The sequence below is a fragment of the Bacillus sp. JCM 19034 genome, assembly GCF_001310635.1.
In the GTDB taxonomy this organism is placed as follows: domain Bacteria; phylum Bacillota; class Bacilli; order Bacillales; family Bacillaceae_D; genus Halalkalibacter.
The window spans coordinates 39,256-55,545 of the sequence record NZ_BAXR01000018.1 but is presented as its reverse complement, the minus strand read 5'-3'; the positions used below and the strand labels follow the sequence as shown (position 1 = coordinate 55,545).

Annotated in this window: 18 protein-coding genes and 3 pseudogenes; 3 read left to right on the top strand and 18 right to left on the bottom strand. The window is 37.1% G+C overall.

Translation table 11 applies throughout. The annotated features are described in order from the left end of the window. Positions 1–252: LPXTG cell wall anchor domain-containing protein (locus tag JCM19034_RS17140; protein WP_156324038.1), on the top strand; the 252-nt coding region annotated here is incomplete at its 5' end. Between the two features lie 140 nt (positions 253–392). After that, on the top strand, positions 393–1,214 hold the full coding sequence (locus tag JCM19034_RS17135; RefSeq protein WP_062051674.1) for an aldo/keto reductase: 822 nt from the start codon (positions 393–395) through the stop codon (positions 1,212–1,214). A 9-nt stretch (positions 1,215–1,223) separates the two neighbouring features. Here the strand turns inward: JCM19034_RS17135 and JCM19034_RS21970 are convergent, their stop codons facing one another. The 10 genes and pseudogenes from JCM19034_RS21970 to JCM19034_RS17095 form a co-directional block, all read right to left on the bottom strand. Then, positions 1,224–1,394: a hypothetical protein gene (locus tag JCM19034_RS21970; protein WP_156324037.1), complete on the bottom strand. Its 171-nt coding sequence runs from the start codon at positions 1,392–1,394 to the stop codon at positions 1,224–1,226. Between the two features lie 588 nt (positions 1,395–1,982). Next, complete coding sequence (locus JCM19034_RS17130; protein ID WP_062051670.1) at positions 1,983–2,639, bottom strand: hypothetical protein; 657 nt, start codon at positions 2,637–2,639, stop codon at positions 1,983–1,985. 87 nt (positions 2,640–2,726) lie between these two features. Continuing rightward, positions 2,727–3,686, bottom strand: a complete 960-nt coding sequence (locus JCM19034_RS17125; protein WP_062051668.1) for a YafY family protein — start codon at positions 3,684–3,686, stop codon at positions 2,727–2,729. Positions 3,687–3,849: 163 nt separating this feature from the next. Beyond that, a complete protein-coding gene (gene uvsE, locus JCM19034_RS17120; RefSeq protein ID WP_062051666.1) occupies positions 3,850–4,803 on the bottom strand; it encodes a UV DNA damage repair endonuclease UvsE in 954 nt (317 codons plus the stop codon). A 91-nt stretch (positions 4,804–4,894) separates the two neighbouring features. Beyond that, positions 4,895–5,173, bottom strand: a complete 279-nt coding sequence (locus JCM19034_RS17115; RefSeq protein ID WP_062051664.1) for a hypothetical protein — start codon at positions 5,171–5,173, stop codon at positions 4,895–4,897. Further along, positions 5,170–5,658, bottom strand: coding sequence for an ABC transporter permease (locus tag JCM19034_RS17110; RefSeq protein ID WP_062051662.1), 489 nt, complete (start codon positions 5,656–5,658; stop codon positions 5,170–5,172). Before JCM19034_RS17110 ends, JCM19034_RS17115 begins: the two co-directional genes overlap by 4 nt. Continuing rightward, the gene (locus JCM19034_RS17105) at positions 5,642–6,577 is read right to left on the bottom strand and encodes an ABC transporter ATP-binding protein (RefSeq protein ID WP_062051660.1); all 936 of its coding nucleotides are present in this window, start codon (positions 6,575–6,577) and stop codon (positions 5,642–5,644) included. The genes JCM19034_RS17110 and JCM19034_RS17105 overlap by 17 nt, the downstream gene beginning before the upstream one ends. An 84-nt stretch (positions 6,578–6,661) precedes the next feature. Further along, positions 6,662–6,847: a winged helix-turn-helix domain-containing protein gene (locus tag JCM19034_RS25280; RefSeq protein WP_370622161.1), complete on the bottom strand. Its 186-nt coding sequence runs from the start codon at positions 6,845–6,847 to the stop codon at positions 6,662–6,664. A 204-nt stretch (positions 6,848–7,051) separates the two neighbouring features. Then, positions 7,052–7,275: pseudogene (locus tag JCM19034_RS23525) on the bottom strand (response regulator); the annotation flags it as partial. A 67-nt stretch (positions 7,276–7,342) separates the two neighbouring features. Then, a complete protein-coding gene (locus tag JCM19034_RS17095) occupies positions 7,343–8,260 on the bottom strand; it encodes a sensor histidine kinase KdpD (RefSeq protein WP_062051658.1) in 918 nt (305 codons plus the stop codon). Between the two features lie 462 nt (positions 8,261–8,722). Here JCM19034_RS17095 and JCM19034_RS21965 point away from each other — a divergent pair. After that, positions 8,723–8,830: pseudogene (locus JCM19034_RS21965) on the top strand (transposase); the annotation flags it as partial. Between the two features lie 175 nt (positions 8,831–9,005). Here the strand turns inward: JCM19034_RS21965 and JCM19034_RS17090 are convergent. The 8 genes and pseudogenes from JCM19034_RS17090 to JCM19034_RS21960 form a co-directional block, all read right to left on the bottom strand. Continuing rightward, positions 9,006–10,900 (bottom strand): annotated as a pseudogene (locus JCM19034_RS17090) (FtsX-like permease family protein). Next, positions 10,875–11,639: an ABC transporter ATP-binding protein gene (locus JCM19034_RS17085; protein ID WP_062051656.1), complete on the bottom strand. Its 765-nt coding sequence runs from the start codon at positions 11,637–11,639 to the stop codon at positions 10,875–10,877. Before JCM19034_RS17085 ends, JCM19034_RS17090 begins: the two are co-directional and overlap by 26 nt. 83 nt (positions 11,640–11,722) lie before the next feature. Then, positions 11,723–12,724: a sensor histidine kinase gene (locus JCM19034_RS17080; RefSeq protein WP_062051654.1), complete on the bottom strand. Its 1,002-nt coding sequence runs from the start codon at positions 12,722–12,724 to the stop codon at positions 11,723–11,725. Next, positions 12,721–13,425 carry a response regulator transcription factor gene (locus JCM19034_RS17075; RefSeq protein ID WP_062051652.1) on the bottom strand — a complete coding sequence of 235 codons (705 nt, stop codon included), beginning with the start codon at positions 13,423–13,425 and terminating at the stop codon, positions 12,721–12,723. The genes JCM19034_RS17080 and JCM19034_RS17075 overlap by 4 nt, the downstream gene beginning before the upstream one ends. A gap of 373 nt (positions 13,426–13,798) precedes the next feature. Continuing rightward, a complete protein-coding gene (locus JCM19034_RS17070) occupies positions 13,799–14,767 on the bottom strand; it encodes an MFS transporter (RefSeq protein WP_062051650.1) in 969 nt (322 codons plus the stop codon). Next, a complete protein-coding gene (locus JCM19034_RS17065) occupies positions 14,764–15,021 on the bottom strand; it encodes a hypothetical protein (RefSeq protein ID WP_062051648.1) in 258 nt (85 codons plus the stop codon). The genes JCM19034_RS17070 and JCM19034_RS17065 overlap by 4 nt, the downstream gene beginning before the upstream one ends. Before the next feature lie 3 nt (positions 15,022–15,024). Next, a complete protein-coding gene (locus JCM19034_RS17060; RefSeq protein WP_269431723.1) occupies positions 15,025–15,960 on the bottom strand; it encodes a CehA/McbA family metallohydrolase in 936 nt (311 codons plus the stop codon). 155 nt (positions 15,961–16,115) lie between these two features. After that, positions 16,116–16,286, bottom strand: a complete 171-nt coding sequence (locus JCM19034_RS21960) for a hypothetical protein (protein ID WP_156324036.1) — start codon at positions 16,284–16,286, stop codon at positions 16,116–16,118. Positions 16,287–16,290: the final 4 nt, after the last annotated feature.

The window sequence follows — 16,290 nt, the reverse complement described above, 5'->3', positions numbered from 1 at the left end:
CCCGTCGAGCCTGTCGAGCCTGTCGAGCCTGTCGAGCCTGTCGAGCCTATCGAGCCTATCGAGCCTGTCGAGCCAACTAATCCGAATCAACCGAATGAGGAGCCAAAAGATCAAGATGATACGGATGACACAGAAGCCAAAAAACTTCCTAATACAGCTACGAATTCAGCTAATATCGCATTCGTTGGTATTTTGCTAATCTTACTCGGCTACATCTGCATTATATTTGTTAGACGAGAGAAACTCGTATAAAGTTTTCATTGCGATACGTCCTTCCTACGAAGATAGGGCGTATCGTTTTTTTCCTTGAACATCAATATTTCATAACAAGGTGACATATGCTAAGCTAAGTGAACATAGAAGAACTAGACATATTGACAAGGAACGTGACAATAGTGACGGCAATCCCAACTATTTCGTTACACGATGGAAATCAAATTCCTGTGATTGGTTTAGGTACATATGACATTCGCGGTAACATGGGGGCAACGGCCATTGCAAACGCAATTGAACTAGGCTATAGTTTAATTGATACAGCCTACAAATACGAAAATGAAGGAGCTGTGGGACAAGGGATTAAACGATCGTCTGTACCTAGAGAGCAAATTCAAGTTGCTTCTAAGCTTCCTGGTCGTTATCACTCCTATAAGGATGCGGATAATGCAATTCAGGAATCTTTATATCGTGCGAGTCTTGATTATTTTGACCTTTATCTCATTCATTGGCCTAATCCGAAACAAGGTAAATTTGTCGAGGCTTGTCAAGCTTTAATTGATGCACAAAAGTGGGGACTTATCCGTTCAATTGGGGTTAGTAACTTCCTTCCTGAGCATCTCGAACGTTTTAAAGAGGAAACTGGTATTTTACCTACCGTTAATCAAATTGAACTGCATCCATTTTTTAATCAAGAAGAGCAAAGACAATGGCACGAGAACAATGGAATCGTTACCGAGTCTTGGAGCCCTCTTTACCGGGGACATGGCCTATTAGGTGATAAAACACTTCAAGATATAGCCAAAAATCATGGAAAACCCGTATCACAAATCGTCTTACGCTGGCATTATCAACTAGGTGCTGTAGTCATTCCAAAGTCTTCATCACCTCAACGGCAGTTTCAGAATCTTTCAATATTTGACTTCGAGCTTACTGAAGATGATATGAAGCTCATACTCTTGCCAACAAGTTGCTACTACCTTGTGTCATTTCTAACCTAAGCGTCTTTATTAGTATAAAAAAATAATTCCACCTACCAAAAAAAGCGGTACTACAAAAAGAAATGACTTTTTAAATTGTAGAAAATATGATCCTCTTCCTTTATCAGCATCTGTTGCTATTTCCATCGCTAATACAACCATACATAATAGTGCAATGCCGATACCGATCACCCAATTCATGACAAACACCTCCACATTAAACTTGATCTATCCAATAGTTAAACGTAATAAAATTCATCTATACATACTCAACATTTAATATATAACGATTGCTTCACCATCATGTTTCCTTTACTTTACCTGTAAAAATTGTGACAAAATATGTGATGACCATAGATAATAGAGCAAATGATAAAATAAACTTATAATCTAAGCCTTCAAACCCTACGAACATATCATTAACTATAACCGTCATAACATAGATCAATAAAAAACAAATGATGCATTTTTATAGGCTCTTGTTTTTAGTTTATAATTTTCACTAGCCATATCCAACACTCCCAATTAATTAGGATATTCACCAACTAATACTATACCATATTTTAGGTAATTATGAATTACTTATTTTGTTTTCCTCCAATTGAAAATAATCCTACTTTATACTAGTTGAAAAGAATAAAGTCCATACGTTCCGTCCTTTTAATCTTATTCATTCTATCTCGATTCTTATTAAAGGGGGCAACCTTATTTCCAAGATGTTTAAAACGATCTAGTTTCTTTATAAATTGCTAAAAACCAGCCGACTAAAGGTCAGCTGGCATACAAAATTTACTTCAATTCAAACCAAACTTCTCCATCACTTCGGCGTTTAAATGCGATTAAAGGATTCTCATCATCTTGATCAATTAAAAAATACGTATATCCTTCACGCTCTGCACCTTCATACATTTCATTGGATAAATTAGGTTCTAAGCCCGAAACAGAAAGAAATTCATCATAAGCATTCCCACTTTCACTAACAGCATCAAATTGAGCATGATTAAGATCAAACGGCTCATTTTCCACTTCTAGTACCTTCACATAAAACTTTGCTAGGACATATTCCTGATTTTCCCCTGGCTCATCATTAAATGAATTTCCTTCTTTAACCATTCCCCATGCCTCATCCCCACTTATCACTTCTAACAATTCCATTTCTAAATGTACATCACCATCAAAAAAGTCATTATACTGTAAGCTGATACGCTCGCCAATCGTTAATGGCTTTGATCGTGTACCGATTTCTGTATCTTCTTCAGAACTCTCTGATTCCGGTTCCTCTTCTTTTTCTCCTTCATCCTTTATTTCCTTCCCTTCATCCCCTACTTCTTGTCCTTCATCAGTCAACGTATCCCCATCGACTGGTTCAATTGAAGTCTCTCCACATCCTGAAAGGAAAACCGCAACAACAATAGACAACATGAATAATAAAATAATATTCTTCATTAAATAACTCCCCCTAGTAATTATTCGTTACATTTAATAGAATAACAGGAGGATTTGACAACACTTTGTCAGCAAACAAATGTTCCTTCAATATAAATTTATCCATTCAACTAACATTTCCTTCATCTTCTTTCGGTACATAACCGGCTCTAGTATCTCCGCGTCTTTCCCATACTGCATTAGCCATTGTAGAAACTCACGGTCATGATTTAATGTCACTTCAAACAATAAACTGCCATCACTTCTTTCCTTGAGCTTTGGCTCTACAAAAAGTTCCTCTTCTTTTATATAGCGTGCAACATTTGAGCTAAATAAAATTTTAAATGTAATTTTCTCTTCCCCTTTAATGATTGACCAAGTATGTTGGAAATACTTTTTCACATTGAAATTCTCTTTTTTCTTAAATGTCCGATCTGTTTCCTTTATTTCAAGAATTCGGCTTAAACGAAATGTACGTATTTCGTCTTTCTGATGACAATAAGCGATTAAATAAAACCTATGATCTCGTGGTATTAAATAATATGGGTCAATTAATCGGACTGTTGTCACATCTCGACTTTGTGTATGATAAACAATTTCAATCGTTGTTTCTTTCATAATCGCCTGAATGACAGGAGAAAGGAAGTTAGATTGTTGCTTATTGAAAGCAGGTGTACCCATTTGGATAATAGAGACCATTTTTTGAAGAATATCTTGAATATTGTTTTTCTCTTTTTGATGAGTAGCCATTACCTTCTCATATGCAGTAAAATAGGCTGGTGGAATGAGATGATAAACGGGGGCAAGAATCTTTGGCATCATCCCGAATGCAACTGCCTCTTCCTCTGTCCAATTCAGAGGATACAGAGAGAAATTCCCGACAAAACGATTCCCTTTCCCATATCCATCACTTATGATAGGAACACGAGCAGCACTTAACATTTCTAAATCTCGATAGATCGTTCTCTCTGTCGTTTCACACCGTTCAGCCAGCTCTTTCGCTTTAATCCCAGGACTAGATTGTATGAGATTAATAACTCGAATGAGCCTAATTAATCGTTCAGACATATGATCATCCTTTCTAATTCACTTCAGTAGCTACGTTTTCAACACATTCATTATACTTCAGTAAAATCCATTATAGGGTAAAAATCACAACAAAAACGCCCTTGAGATTCAAAGGCGGTTCTCACATGTTCTCTTCATTTTGTAATCAAACAATTTTAACGAACTAAATCTCAATCACACCACCAGCCACTCGTTTAAACCCACGTAACTTGCTTAATTGCTCGACGAATCTTAATGCTGCTTTATCCTTTGCTTTCGCTTCTATCATAATATCTGCTGATTGCCCATATTCTATTAAAGCTTTGATAAAAGGAATCGCAAAGTCTATGTCAACGTAATCAGCATGTGCTCGAATTAATTTCTCTGACTTCGGAGAGGATAAATGAAATTTTGGTAGCTTTCCTGTCCGCTCCCATGTTGCAAACATTCGTGGCAGTAACATTTCATAAGGTGTTTCTGTCGGATTGGCCCAGTGATGATGATAATCAAAAACAAAAGGAATTCTATGCTCTTCACAAACTTGTAGCGTTTCTTCTGCTGTGTACGTTTTGTCATCGTTTTCAAGTGTCGTTTGTTTGCGAATCGCCTCATCCATTTTTACAAAGTTCTTCTTAAATCGAATGAGAGCATCATTTTTATTTCCATATGCTCCTCCCACATGAATATTTAATGTAGAATCCTTATGTAGGCCCATCGCTTCCAACATTGTATAGTGATAAGTCATATCAATGATAGCATTTGTTGTAACATGCTCCTTGGGACTAGTAAACAATGTGAATTGATTCGGATGGAAGCTGACACGTAACTTATATCGATTGACGAGGGCTCCTATTTCTTCAAATAGATTTTTAAAGGGGGTAACATAATCCCACTTTACTTCTGGGTGTGTGGCAAGTGGTACAAGAGAAGAGGACAGTCGGTACAGATCAATGCCGTGAGCAATATTATAATGAAGGATACGGATCGTCGTTTTTAAATTTTGTTCTGTCAGGTAAAGCAGCTTTTCTTCTCTTTCTCCCTTTTCCATTTTCGACCAATTTGTAAACGTTAACGTTCGAGAAGGAGAAGCTTCCCATAGAGAAAGTGCCGTTGAGACGTATCCAAATCTAAATATCATCGGTTCATTCCACCCTATAATTGTCGATGACGATAGTATTTGTTAGGTATGAAAAATTCATACACTTACAAAGTGAAGGTCATTGTAGCTCTTATTTCAAGTCCTCTTTCGATTTATATCTTACTGAAATAAAAGAGAATAGTAGAATGAAAATGATCGCAACACTAACAACATGTCTGATATCACCAATATCGTCAAAATCTTTTTGGATGGTGATCGTATTAACTAACATATAGGACGATAGATTGCTATTAAAAGTAATCGCTTCAATAGCACTAACGACCATTCCTAAAACATTGAATCCTAAAACTACACCAATGATTATGCTCGTAATTACATTTTTAGCAATGATCGTTATACATAAGATCATAATGCAAAAGCCCAATGCAGTAAAAACTGTCCTATTAGCAAATTAACGAAATAACTCAAATCACCAATCGCTGCATGATGAAAAAATAGCGATCTTCCGATTAAATCAGAAATAATCATTGCAACGAACATTAGCAACGTAAATGCACCGATTATCATTATTTTTGAAATGACAGAATAAATCCTTGCATTTTTTAATGATAGATAATTTTTGTAAAAGCCAGATTGATATTCACTCATATAAAAATATACAGTAAAAACCGTGATATACAGCAACAACCAGGAAGGTGGTTGTGACAGCATCAATTGCAGAAATTGACTTTCATTCATCGTGCTGACTGAAATTCCTCCATGTTCAATCGGTTCTTCATATTGCTTCATCATAAATACCCCGAAAATTTGAAAACCGATAAATAGCAATAACAGAATATACATTACTTTATTACTTTTAAAGCGTTGATAGTCCATTTTAAGAATATTTATCATGAGGCTTCTCCTCACTTCCTGTTAGTTGCAAAAAGTATTGCTCTAAACTTTGCTTATGCTCGATAATTGAATGGACTTTTATATTACTTTTAACTAGGGCGTTGACTATTTGAAAAGGTTTCATATGCATATCATAGATAAATATCGTTCGATTTTCTCCTACCTTATAATTGACAATATTCAACTGCTGCTCGAGAATTGTGACAGCCACACTAACTTCCTCAACGACTAATTCAATTCGATCTTGACACTTTTGCAGTAATTCCTCTTTTGATTGCACCTCTAGAATTTCTCCATTATGCAAAATTGCGTATTTCGTTGCTACTTTCGATAGCTCTTCTAAAATATGGCTCGATATAATAATCGTCATGCCCGCTTTGTTTAGTGCCAAAATCAACGTTCGTATCTCAGATATACCTTGTGGGTCCAAGCCGTTGATCGGTTCATCTAAAATCAACACATCCGGACTTCCCATTAAGGCAACAGCAATCCCTAATCTTTGTTTCATTCCCATAGAATAATGCTTAACCTTCGTCTTACTCGTTGCATCAAGACCAACTGCTTCAAGATGTTCATTTATTTCTTTGCTATAATCCTTTAATCCATAACCAATCGCGATTAATTGTAAGTTTTCATAGGCCGAATAATTAGGAAATAGTCCAATATCCTCTATGAGCAATCCCATACGTTCGAAATATGGGTGGTCATTTTTGATAGGACGATCAAACAAATAAATCTCTCCAGATGTCGGAAAAGTGAGTCCACCAATCATTTTCAATAACGTAGATTTCCCCGCTCCATTTTGCCCGATTAAACCAAAAATTTCTCCTTTTTCAATCTTTAAATCGACTTTATTAACAGCAACTTTCGATTTGAATGTTTTCGTTAACTGGTTCACTTCAATCATTGTCTGTGACATTTGTATGGCACCTCCCTCAACTAAAATGTAACAAAGAAGATCTTATACATCGCAAAGAAAAGGTTAAGAAAGTTCAAAGAATCTTCATGGACTTAACCTGAAGCCAATGCCCCACACCGTATCTATATAGGCCTCTTCTGTATGACACCTTATTTTACTGCGGATATTGCTAATGTGAACCGTGATCGTCTTGTCTTCTCCAATATACGCATCATCCCAAGCTCGTTCATATAGCTCCTGCTTTGTAAACAAGCGAGTTGGGTTTTTCATAAGAGTCTCAATAATTTTGTACTCCTGTCTAGTAAGGTTCAGCTCGACATGATGAACCTTCACACTCATTGCTTCCGTATCGATTTGCAAATTTTTATGTTTACATAAACCGACGGATCCTGTTCTTCTCTTTAAATGGACGTGAATTCTCGCTAATAATTCTTCCAATTCAAATGGTTTCGTTACATAATCATCAGCCCCTAACTCAAATAGATGTAATTTATGATCAAGTTTCTCCTTTGCTGACAAGACAATAACGGTGTATCTGATGCTATGTTGTTTCTAATATGATGCAAAAAGTCTTCTCCAGATAACCCAGGAAGCATTAGATCGAGAATGATGAGGTCAAATTCCTGACTTGATATGATTAATTTCCCTTCACTACCGGAATAAGCTTGTGTACACTGAAAATGCTCATTGTTAAGCATTTCATAGATTATATTATTAATATCCACATCGTCTTCAATAATTAAAATCGTAGCCATATTCTTCTCCTCACATCTGTTTATAAGCTTTCTCTATTCTCTTAAATACAACAGTTATACAAAATTGATGATCATGAACTTCAGCATAAACAGATCCGTGCATTTTCTCCATAAGCGACTTCACGTTTGCTAGTCCAAGTCCAGAAGAGTGATTTGAACGTGAGAGATCCTCTTTATAAAAACGGGTAAATAATTTGTCTATCTCTATCGATTGGTTTTCATTGAGCGAATTAGAGAAGTGAAATAACACGTTAACATCAGTTTCTTGAAACCGAACCGTGAAACGATCTTTCCCATGTATAAAATAGTTTTTAATAATATTATCAAAAACACGCTCTAATGCGATTTCATTACCATTAATATGGACAGCTGCTTTAGGGAGAGTGATATTCGGTTGTTCACCGCGTTTCGAAAATTCATCGAGAAATGAGAAGAGTCGTTTTTGTAACACAGTTCCAATATCAATTGAATCAAGCTCCAACGTATAATCTCTGTTCTGTAATTTTGTATATAGAAACAGTTCATCGACTAACGTATTAATTTGTTTAATTCTCGGTTGTGCTAACGTTATATAGTGTGATTTCTCTTTCACATTCTGGGCTCGCTCGGCAAGCTGAAGATAGCCATCTAGTGATGTTAGGGGGGTACGTATGTCATGGGATAGGCTTACAATCGTTGCATTCATTTCTTCATTTTTCTTCATAAAGTCTTGATTCCATTCTCGCTGTTGGCGAAGCAACGTATTGCATAAATCAATTAATTGATTGATCTCCTTAGGTTTGATTTGCGTCTGAATCATTTTGAACGAGTTATTCTGTGAAATAAACGCCAATTGATTACCTATATCCTTTATTTGATTCTTATAATATATGAAATAGACCGTTTGAGCTGTTAAAGCAACTAGTAGCAGTATTAGCACAATAAGCATTCGTGTCACTTCCCTTCTTTTCCATTATAACAACCATTCGTTATTCTGCAGAAAAGGTTTTTCTAATTTCATTTGCCTGCACTGTAACAAGTCGCCTTCATGGATAAAAGTGAAATCACGCACGAATTTTTTGAGGACAACGACTCCATTTTTTAATTTCTACCTCTTAAATGCTTATCCAATCAAAAATAGTTGAGCCAGGAAATCGTCCTCCGACCACGCTACCGGATGGGGGGGCACGCTTTGGCAGGAGGGCGTTGAACTAAGCGGCACGCCGGTGGATTTCAACCTGCCCTTTCCTCCTGCAGGAGTCGGCCCTCCCATCCGTCCGCTTTGTATAGTGCCAAAAAGGAAATTGGCTTCTCCTCAAATAAGAGACAGAAGACCATCTTGTTCGTAAATTAGATCAGGCGATGAAGTTTGAGTAAAAGAACTTTATTCTTCTGACTAGACGTCCAATTCGATCCAGTTGTCTTAGTGAAAATGGTGTTTATTCAATATACCTTCGGTATTCGGTCGATGCACCAGACGATCAAAGAGATTGAAAAGAATGTGGCCTATCGTTGTTTTTAGGTTTTGGATTTATGCAAGCGATGCTTGTTTTTGCTGCCATGAACCTAAAAAATTAGCCAACTGGCACTGGAGAAACACACATCTTTCAGTGTCACCAACAGAAAATAGAAAAAATAACGTTTAAACGCCTTTGAGAATCAACATCTCAAAGGCGTTTTGTCTACTATATCTCTTATAGCACCGCTCTTTCCACTTGCTTCAAATAGAAATAACGTGCTAGTAAAAAGTATATAATTTGAATGACCGCAAAACTGCTTAACACTAGAGTCGATTCAATAATTAAATGATAATCAAAAAAGTGGGATAAAGCTGTAAGTGCAACGGCTCCGTGAACGAGTGCGACAATAATTGGTGAGAAAAAGAGAATCGCAATTTGTCTCGTAACAACCTTTTTTAACTCAGATTGTGTCAAACCAATTTTGGCAATCGAGCGGAACTTCCGCTTTTCTTCATCTAAATCAGTAAACAGTCGGAAATAAAGGAAGCTTCCGGCGGAAACGAAGAAGACAATTCCGATGAACAAACCAATAAATAGAATAGGTCCAAATGCTTTATTAATTGTATAAATAGTATGGTCTATGGCAATTACTTTATAGCCTATCTGCTCTTCGATTTTTCTGCCTGCATCAATCACTTGATCTGTTTGTCCTTCACTTGCCTGCCAAACAGCACCTACATTACTTCTAGAAGGTGAGCTAAGCTGCTCATATATTTTGTCATTTACAACATAGTATCCGTTTATTTCTGGTAACACTTCAGTATCAACTACTCGACTAGGGAAAACTTCTTGTCCATTTTCTAATCGTATAGTCGTATTCATTAATGCTTCACTAGCCTTTTGACCTTGCATTAATATAGCTCCACTCTGCTCCACTACAATTGCCTCATATTCCTCAGGATATAACTCCTCTTCGGCAATTAATGCTGCAAATCGATTGTAGTCCGATGCTTTGGCAATTAACACTTCCCTATTTCGCACAGGTAATTCAAAATAATGTAACTCTATTTCTGCCATCTTTGTCTCTATATTTTCTTCATCTAAGATAGCATTCACTTTATTTATATCATTTTCAATGACTTCTTGATTATCTTCTTGATACGGCGTATACGAAAAGCTATAAGGATTAACTACTTTAATTTCCTTTGTAAGGTACGATTGAAATCCATATAGTGTGCCAATCGCACTAAATGCAACCGTTGAAATGATTGCTACCATAAAAAAGGTTCTCGCATTGTCTTTCATGCGAAACGACAAATCAGAGAACAAGAGCATATTCGTTTTTCGCCAGAAAACAAGCTGATTTCTTTTCAAAAGTCGGATAATAAAGACACTCAATTGCGTAAATAAGAGATACGTTCCAATTGTGACAACAATTACGACTGGAATCATCACATAGACAACATATACACCCTTCACATACAGAGCTGTGAAGTAACCAGTAATCAGCAGTAGTGCTGCAACAATTGCAAGTAAAATGGAAGCTTTCGGCTCTCCCTTCGACTGCTTCTCTCCTTTAATCAAATCATTTAACCGTTTCGTACGAAGGATAAACGAGACAAATAACGAAATACAGAAAAATAGAACGATAAAACTCAGAAATGTTACAACGATCGCTAATGTCGGAAAATAAAAATCAAGTGCTTCATTAACAATTAGTACATTTTCAGCAACTAATAGAATTGCCTTTGCAAATACGAGGCCAGCCAAAATTCCACCGACTGTCGCAAAAAACCAATGACAATATTCTCTAAAAAAACTAACAATCGAATTTGCCTGTTTGACGCCCCTAGCATGATCAACAAACCGAACTCTTTTTTTCTTGACTGTAGGAAGGAACTCATTGAATATAAAACAAAAAAGAAAGAAAACACATAAATAATCCCACCTGCAACGCCCATTCCAATTATTGCATTTTGGTCAATGGAACCATCAGAAAACACTGGATGAAAAGCAAATATCGCAAATGTGAAAAAGACCATTACTGTAAACATACTGCTAAGGAAATAGGCGAAATACAGCCGTTTGTTACGTAATACATTATTAAACGCGAACTGACGAAAAGTCATGGCCATCGCCTCCCATCAACGAAAGCATGTCAATAATTTTCTGGAAAAACGCCTGTCTATTTTCCCCACGATAAATTTCAGAATGAAGCTTACCATCACGGATAAAAATTACTCGGTCCGAATAGCTTGCCGCTTGTGGGTCATGTGTTACCATTAACAAGCTTGTTTTTTCCTTCTTATTAATAGATGCAAGCATTTCCATCACATCTTTTGACGCTTTCGAATCAAGGTTTCCGGTTGGCTCATCAGCTAATAGCAGCTTAGGATTATGAATCATCGCTCTTGCAATCGCAACCCGTTGAGCCTGCCCTCCTGATATTTCGTATGTGCGCTTTTTCATGATTGCTGAAATACCAAGACTTTCAGCGATTCTTTGCGCTTTTTCCTTCATTTCTTTTACACGAGTCCCTTCTAATGTAAGAGGCAGAACAATATTTTCTTCCACGGTCAACGTATTTAATAGATTGAAATCTTGAAAAATAAATCCTAGTTCATTTCTCCGGAATTTTGCTAATGCATTTTTCTTTAAGCGATGTGGATTTTTTCCTTCAATTTCAACTTCACCCGTAGTCGGTGCATCGTTAGTAGAAATGATATTTAACAAAGTCGTTTTTCCACTACCAGACGGACCCATAATCGCAACAAATTCACCTTTTTCAACCTCTAAATCAATATCGGTAAGGGCACGATAGGCAACTTTTCCTTTATAAATTTTACTCACTTTCATTAATGCAAGCATAATCAGTCTCCTTTACTAATGTTTCTAGACAAAGTATAGCTTGAGCATACAACGTGAAACTATCGATTATGCTTTCAGGAATCTTACATTGATGTAAGGTTTTGCGTTTTGGAAAAGATAATCCGAACCGTTGTTCCTTGTCCAACCTTTGATTCTAATTCAAGTCGGTGTTCAAGCCTTGCAGCAACCTCTTTTACTAAATAAAGACCCATCCCTGTTGATTCTCGGTATTTACGACCATTTTCTCCTGTATAAAATTTGTTAAAAACCCGCTTCTTATCCGCATCCGGAATTCCAACTCCAAAATCCTTCACTTCTAGTACTGCTTCCCCTCCCTTTTCATAAAGAGAAATGATCAGCTGATTTGTTTTACCTGTAGAATATTTAACGGCATTATGGATGAGTTGTGTTAATAAGAAGAAAAGCCACTTCTCATCCGTTTCCACTGTAATTACTGCTCTTTCTTCCTTCAATTGTGGATATACTTCATGACGTATATAGAACCGCTTGTTTTCCTGGTTCACCTCGTGTACAAGCTTAGAAAGGGTGACTGGCTTTATTTGAAAATCCTCTGCAATCGTACGTAATCTAGCCATATAAAGAACCGTATTCAGGCCATTGCGTATTCGTTCCGTTTCCTCTCTAATGCTAGATGATTCTGGTTCGTCGAGAGCTTGTGCCGTTAACTCTATGACAGATAACGGTGTTTTCATTTGATGAACCCAACGATCCATAAATAACAAATGCTCATCCTGTCTTTCTTCGGCTTTTAGTAATTCCTTTTGATACAGGCGATACTGAGATGAAAGTAAATGATCGAGCGCTTCTGAAATGGGGGCTCGTTCGGTAGTTTGAAGAGATTCATCTAACGTTCCCATCGGGTTCTGTAGTCGTTCGTATACATTTTTTCGACTAAGGTATCGATAAAAAAGAAAGGCAGTTACTAAAATTAATGACAAAAATATAGCGTAAAGACTTACTCCTACCCCTTTATAGCCATCTAACCAAAATAGGGCAATAATCATTGCACATTGAATAAGCTGTACAACGATCAACAATAGATGCTCGCGAAGAAACAGTTTCATGCTTCTCCCTCTTTCCAAGTAACTCTTAGGCGATACCCTGCTCCTCTAACGGTTTCAACAGCATCCTCAATTCCGAGCTCTTGAAACTTCTTTCGTACGCGAGTAATATTCACATTTAATGTATTTTCGTCAACATAAGCTTGATCATCCCACAGTTTGGCAAGCAAATCCTGGCGACCAGCAACACGAGGGTAGCGCTCAAGTAAGCTTTCGATAATATCACTTTCCTTTTTTGTTAAGGTCGTCACGAGATCTCCAAATCGCAGTTCTAATCGTTCCGGATATAAGCGTAGACCATCTTGTGCAAGCATCCTCTCATCAAACCGTGCTGAATATTCGCCATATGCACGACGGAGCTGGCTTCGAATTTTCGCCATTACAATATCAGGATGAAAAGGCTTCGTAATAAAATCATCACCACCATTTTCTAAAGCCATAACTTGATCCATCTCACCCGTTCTTGCTGAAATAAATATTACTGGACAAATCGACTCTTTGCGTATTTGCCTACACCAATAATAGCCATCATAACTAGGAAGATTAATGTCAAGTAAGATAAGATCAGGCTGATTATTACGAAATGTTTCCATGATCTCATCAAAATCCTCTGCTACAACGCCTACAAATCCATACTTTTCTATAAAAGAAACTAAATGTTGTGCAATTTTTAAATCGTCTTCTACAATCATGATTTTCTCCATTGTTGAATTCTCCCATTACTGATTAATTTTCATTAAATTTAATGTAACATAAGCACTCCGGTATGTACCAACTTAAATGAAGAAGCGTAACAATACGTGAAAGAGGTGTTGTGATTGATCACTTTTTGACCTTTAACAGCACCCCGACTATTACTATAATGAAGAACGATAATGCGATGAAGCTTGCAAAGGGGCGTAAATGGTTCCAAGTAATCTATTTAGAACCGTCTACACTTTAAGATTTCAATGTATCTAGACAAGCTCATCAATACAAAAGCAGAGCCCTTCCCCGAAAGAAAAGGCTCCGCCTATAAACACAATAATAACATCCGCTTTTAAGACTATAGTCATCTCTACATTTACAGTTGAATTGTTAATTTCTAACCTCCTTCATTCGCCGAATAAACAACAACGGAGTCATTCCAACAACAATTACTACCCCTAAGAAATACTGAAGCAACAGTTCCGATTGCAATGAACTATAGACGATTACTAGTAAGCCCACGCTCGTAATTCTACCCGCACTTAAGGCAATTTCTCTTGATGTAACTAGTTCAACTCTTGTTAATCCATTCTCGTCTAAATTAGCTATATTATTCAAAGACATCGTATTAAAAGGCACTTCAAAGAGTGGAATACAAATTGCCGAAATAATTCCATATATGAGTAAGACAAACCAATTTACGTCAATTATTAGGGAGAAGATTGCAGCACTTAAGCCTATATTTCCAATTACTAACAGCCATTTTTGTGATGTGTTTTTCGTAAATTTACCTACAACATAATAAGTAATAACGGAAAGCAATGTTGTTAAAAAGGCAAAATTTCCGACAATTGCCTCACTGCTCGTTACAACGAATACCCATAGTAGTATTACAAAGGATAGAACTCCATCTCGAAAGGCTAGTCCCATAAAGGCATAGGTCAACTGTCTCCATTCTTTATTTCGATTTACTTGGTACATTTTTTTCCATTGGAAACGATTTTTTAAACGAATAACCGGAAGCAACATCGACAATACGATCGTCACGATAAAAAGTAGTAAAGATAGCATAAAGATCACTTTATACCCAGTCAAGTTCGGCAACTTTGATACAAGAATCCCTGCCATAAAGGGGCCAATCATTTGCGATAACGATCCGAACAAGCCATTTACACCATTAAACCAAGTCCGATTTTCTTGGTTGGTTAAGTCGACAGACAAGACATTAACCGATAACCAATAGAACCCGGAACCAATGCCAAAACATAGACCAAGTAAATGAATCCACTCAATCGATTTTTCCGCAAGAAATAATATTAATAAGTAAAATAGAACCTGTAAACCCCCACCTATAATCAAGCCAATACGTCTATCTGTTTTTTACATAACCAGCCCGCAAATACAAAGGCGGGTAACCAAACGAGGTAGGAAATAAAATTAAATAAAGCAACTTCATAAATGTTATTTGATAACCGAAACAAAAACACATTGACAAACACATTTGATAAGCTATTAGCCAAGCCATTCAAACAAATAATAGCAAGAAGGACCTTCGTAACTCTCGTTAGTGCAACTGTCTTCGTTTGTACGGAAGGTACAGGAAGGTTACTCACTACCTATTTGTTCCTTTCAAAATAAAGAGGATTACTCATTGCCGCCATTAGAAGCTGATTAACTTCTTTAAAATAGCGCCAAACTTCAACTCGGAGAAATTGTTGCATCTCTACCTGTACAGTAAATTCAATCGTTGGCTCACCATTATGCTTAAAGTTTTGTTCAATGCCTATATCAGATATGACCTTTATATGATCGCCTTCAGCTATATTTACAATCCGTATTGTTGCCTGAACAGTATCATCATTCATGATAACAACGTCACCTGTCATGTAATCATCTGAGGAAATGGTAATAAACGGGCCACTAGGTAAATAGCTCAAAGTGACATGCCCGTGATTTATCCCCTTAAAAATACTTGCCATCGATTTAGATTGACTAAAAACCCAAGTCGTCGGCATCCCGTGCTGAATGTATTGATGAGGCCTGTGTGTATCACTGCCTCCAATAGCTGTAATTCGTTTACCATGACAGAGTTGATCGTGCCACCACTGAACGGTGTCTTCATTTGCTTTGCGCCACGGACCATTCCAAACCTCAATCCAATCAAATCCCATTTCGTACTCCCAATGCCAACCACAATCTGGACAATGAGGATGATTCAAGACGGTCTTTGCCCCATTTTTCTTTGCTTCATTAATAATCGAACGTACTTCTTCATTTGAAGTAGCCCGAAAATCCGAAATAGGATCATCGGAGCCCAGGAAATTACAATGTCCAAAGTTAGTCGTGAGCTCGATTCCAGGAATCATCGTTATTGAATGATTATGAGGAATATGTTGATTTTGACTAATTGTGTTATGGTCTGTCAAAGCAACAAAGTCTAATCCCTTTTCGGTACAAAGTGAGAGTACTTCTTCTATTGTATAGGTACCGTCACTATGAACGGTATGATTATGCAGATCTCCTTTTAACCATTTAGGTTGTTGCGATTCTATCGTAATAATAATCTCAACCTCGCATAATTGCGGAACACGATAATTGCCTAGAAGAACAGCCCACTCTCCTTCTTGAATTGGGCCAGGTAAATAACCTGGAGTTGCTTTCGTCTCTTCTATGGAAAACTCCTGTCTAGCCCCCCCGCTCCATCCTCTTACACGATCAGGCCCTTAACACCAAGATCAATCACACAGTCTTTTGTGTTAATTCGGTACGATACATGTAATCTCCCGGCAGGAAAAGGGACGTTAAATAGTACTTCACTATATGTTCCTTCCTCTGTCGGTTCAATGGTCAATTTTTTTTGTATACTAATTGTCTCCATTTAA

Bases quoted from the DNA above. Each gene is read 5' to 3' on its own strand.
- JCM19034_RS17095 (WP_062051658.1), bottom strand. From the start codon at position 8,260: ATGCTTATTGTGCTAATACTGCTACTAGTTGCTTTAACAGCTCAAACG.
- uvsE (WP_062051666.1), bottom strand. From the start codon at position 4,803: ATGATATTTAGATTTGGATACGTCTCAACGGCACTTTCTCTATGGGAA.
- JCM19034_RS17075 (WP_062051652.1), bottom strand. From the start codon at position 13,425: ATGGAGAAAATCATGATTGTAGAAGACGATTTAAAAATTGCACAACAT.
- JCM19034_RS21960 (WP_156324036.1), bottom strand. From the start codon at position 16,286: ATGGAGACAATTAGTATACAAAAAAAATTGACCATTGAACCGACAGAG.
- JCM19034_RS21970 (WP_156324037.1), bottom strand. From the start codon at position 1,394: ATGAATTGGGTGATCGGTATCGGCATTGCACTATTATGTATGGTTGTA.
- JCM19034_RS17085 (WP_062051656.1), bottom strand. From the start codon at position 11,639: ATGCTTGCATTAATGAAAGTGAGTAAAATTTATAAAGGAAAAGTTGCC.
- JCM19034_RS17130 (WP_062051670.1), bottom strand. From the start codon at position 2,639: ATGAAGAATATTATTTTATTATTCATGTTGTCTATTGTTGTTGCGGTT.
- JCM19034_RS17125 (WP_062051668.1), bottom strand. From the start codon at position 3,686: ATGTCTGAACGATTAATTAGGCTCATTCGAGTTATTAATCTCATACAA.
- JCM19034_RS17080 (WP_062051654.1), bottom strand. From the start codon at position 12,724: ATGAAACTGTTTCTTCGCGAGCATCTATTGTTGATCGTTGTACAGCTT.
- JCM19034_RS25280 (WP_370622161.1), bottom strand. From the start codon at position 6,847: ATGAAAAACCCAACTCGCTTGTTTACAAAGCAGGAGCTATATGAACGA.
- JCM19034_RS17115 (WP_062051664.1), bottom strand. From the start codon at position 5,173: ATGATCTTATGTATAACGATCATTGCTAAAAATGTAATTACGAGCATA.
- JCM19034_RS17110 (WP_062051662.1), bottom strand. From the start codon at position 5,658: ATGATAAATATTCTTAAAATGGACTATCAACGCTTTAAAAGTAATAAA.
- JCM19034_RS17105 (WP_062051660.1), bottom strand. From the start codon at position 6,577: ATGTCACAGACAATGATTGAAGTGAACCAGTTAACGAAAACATTCAAA.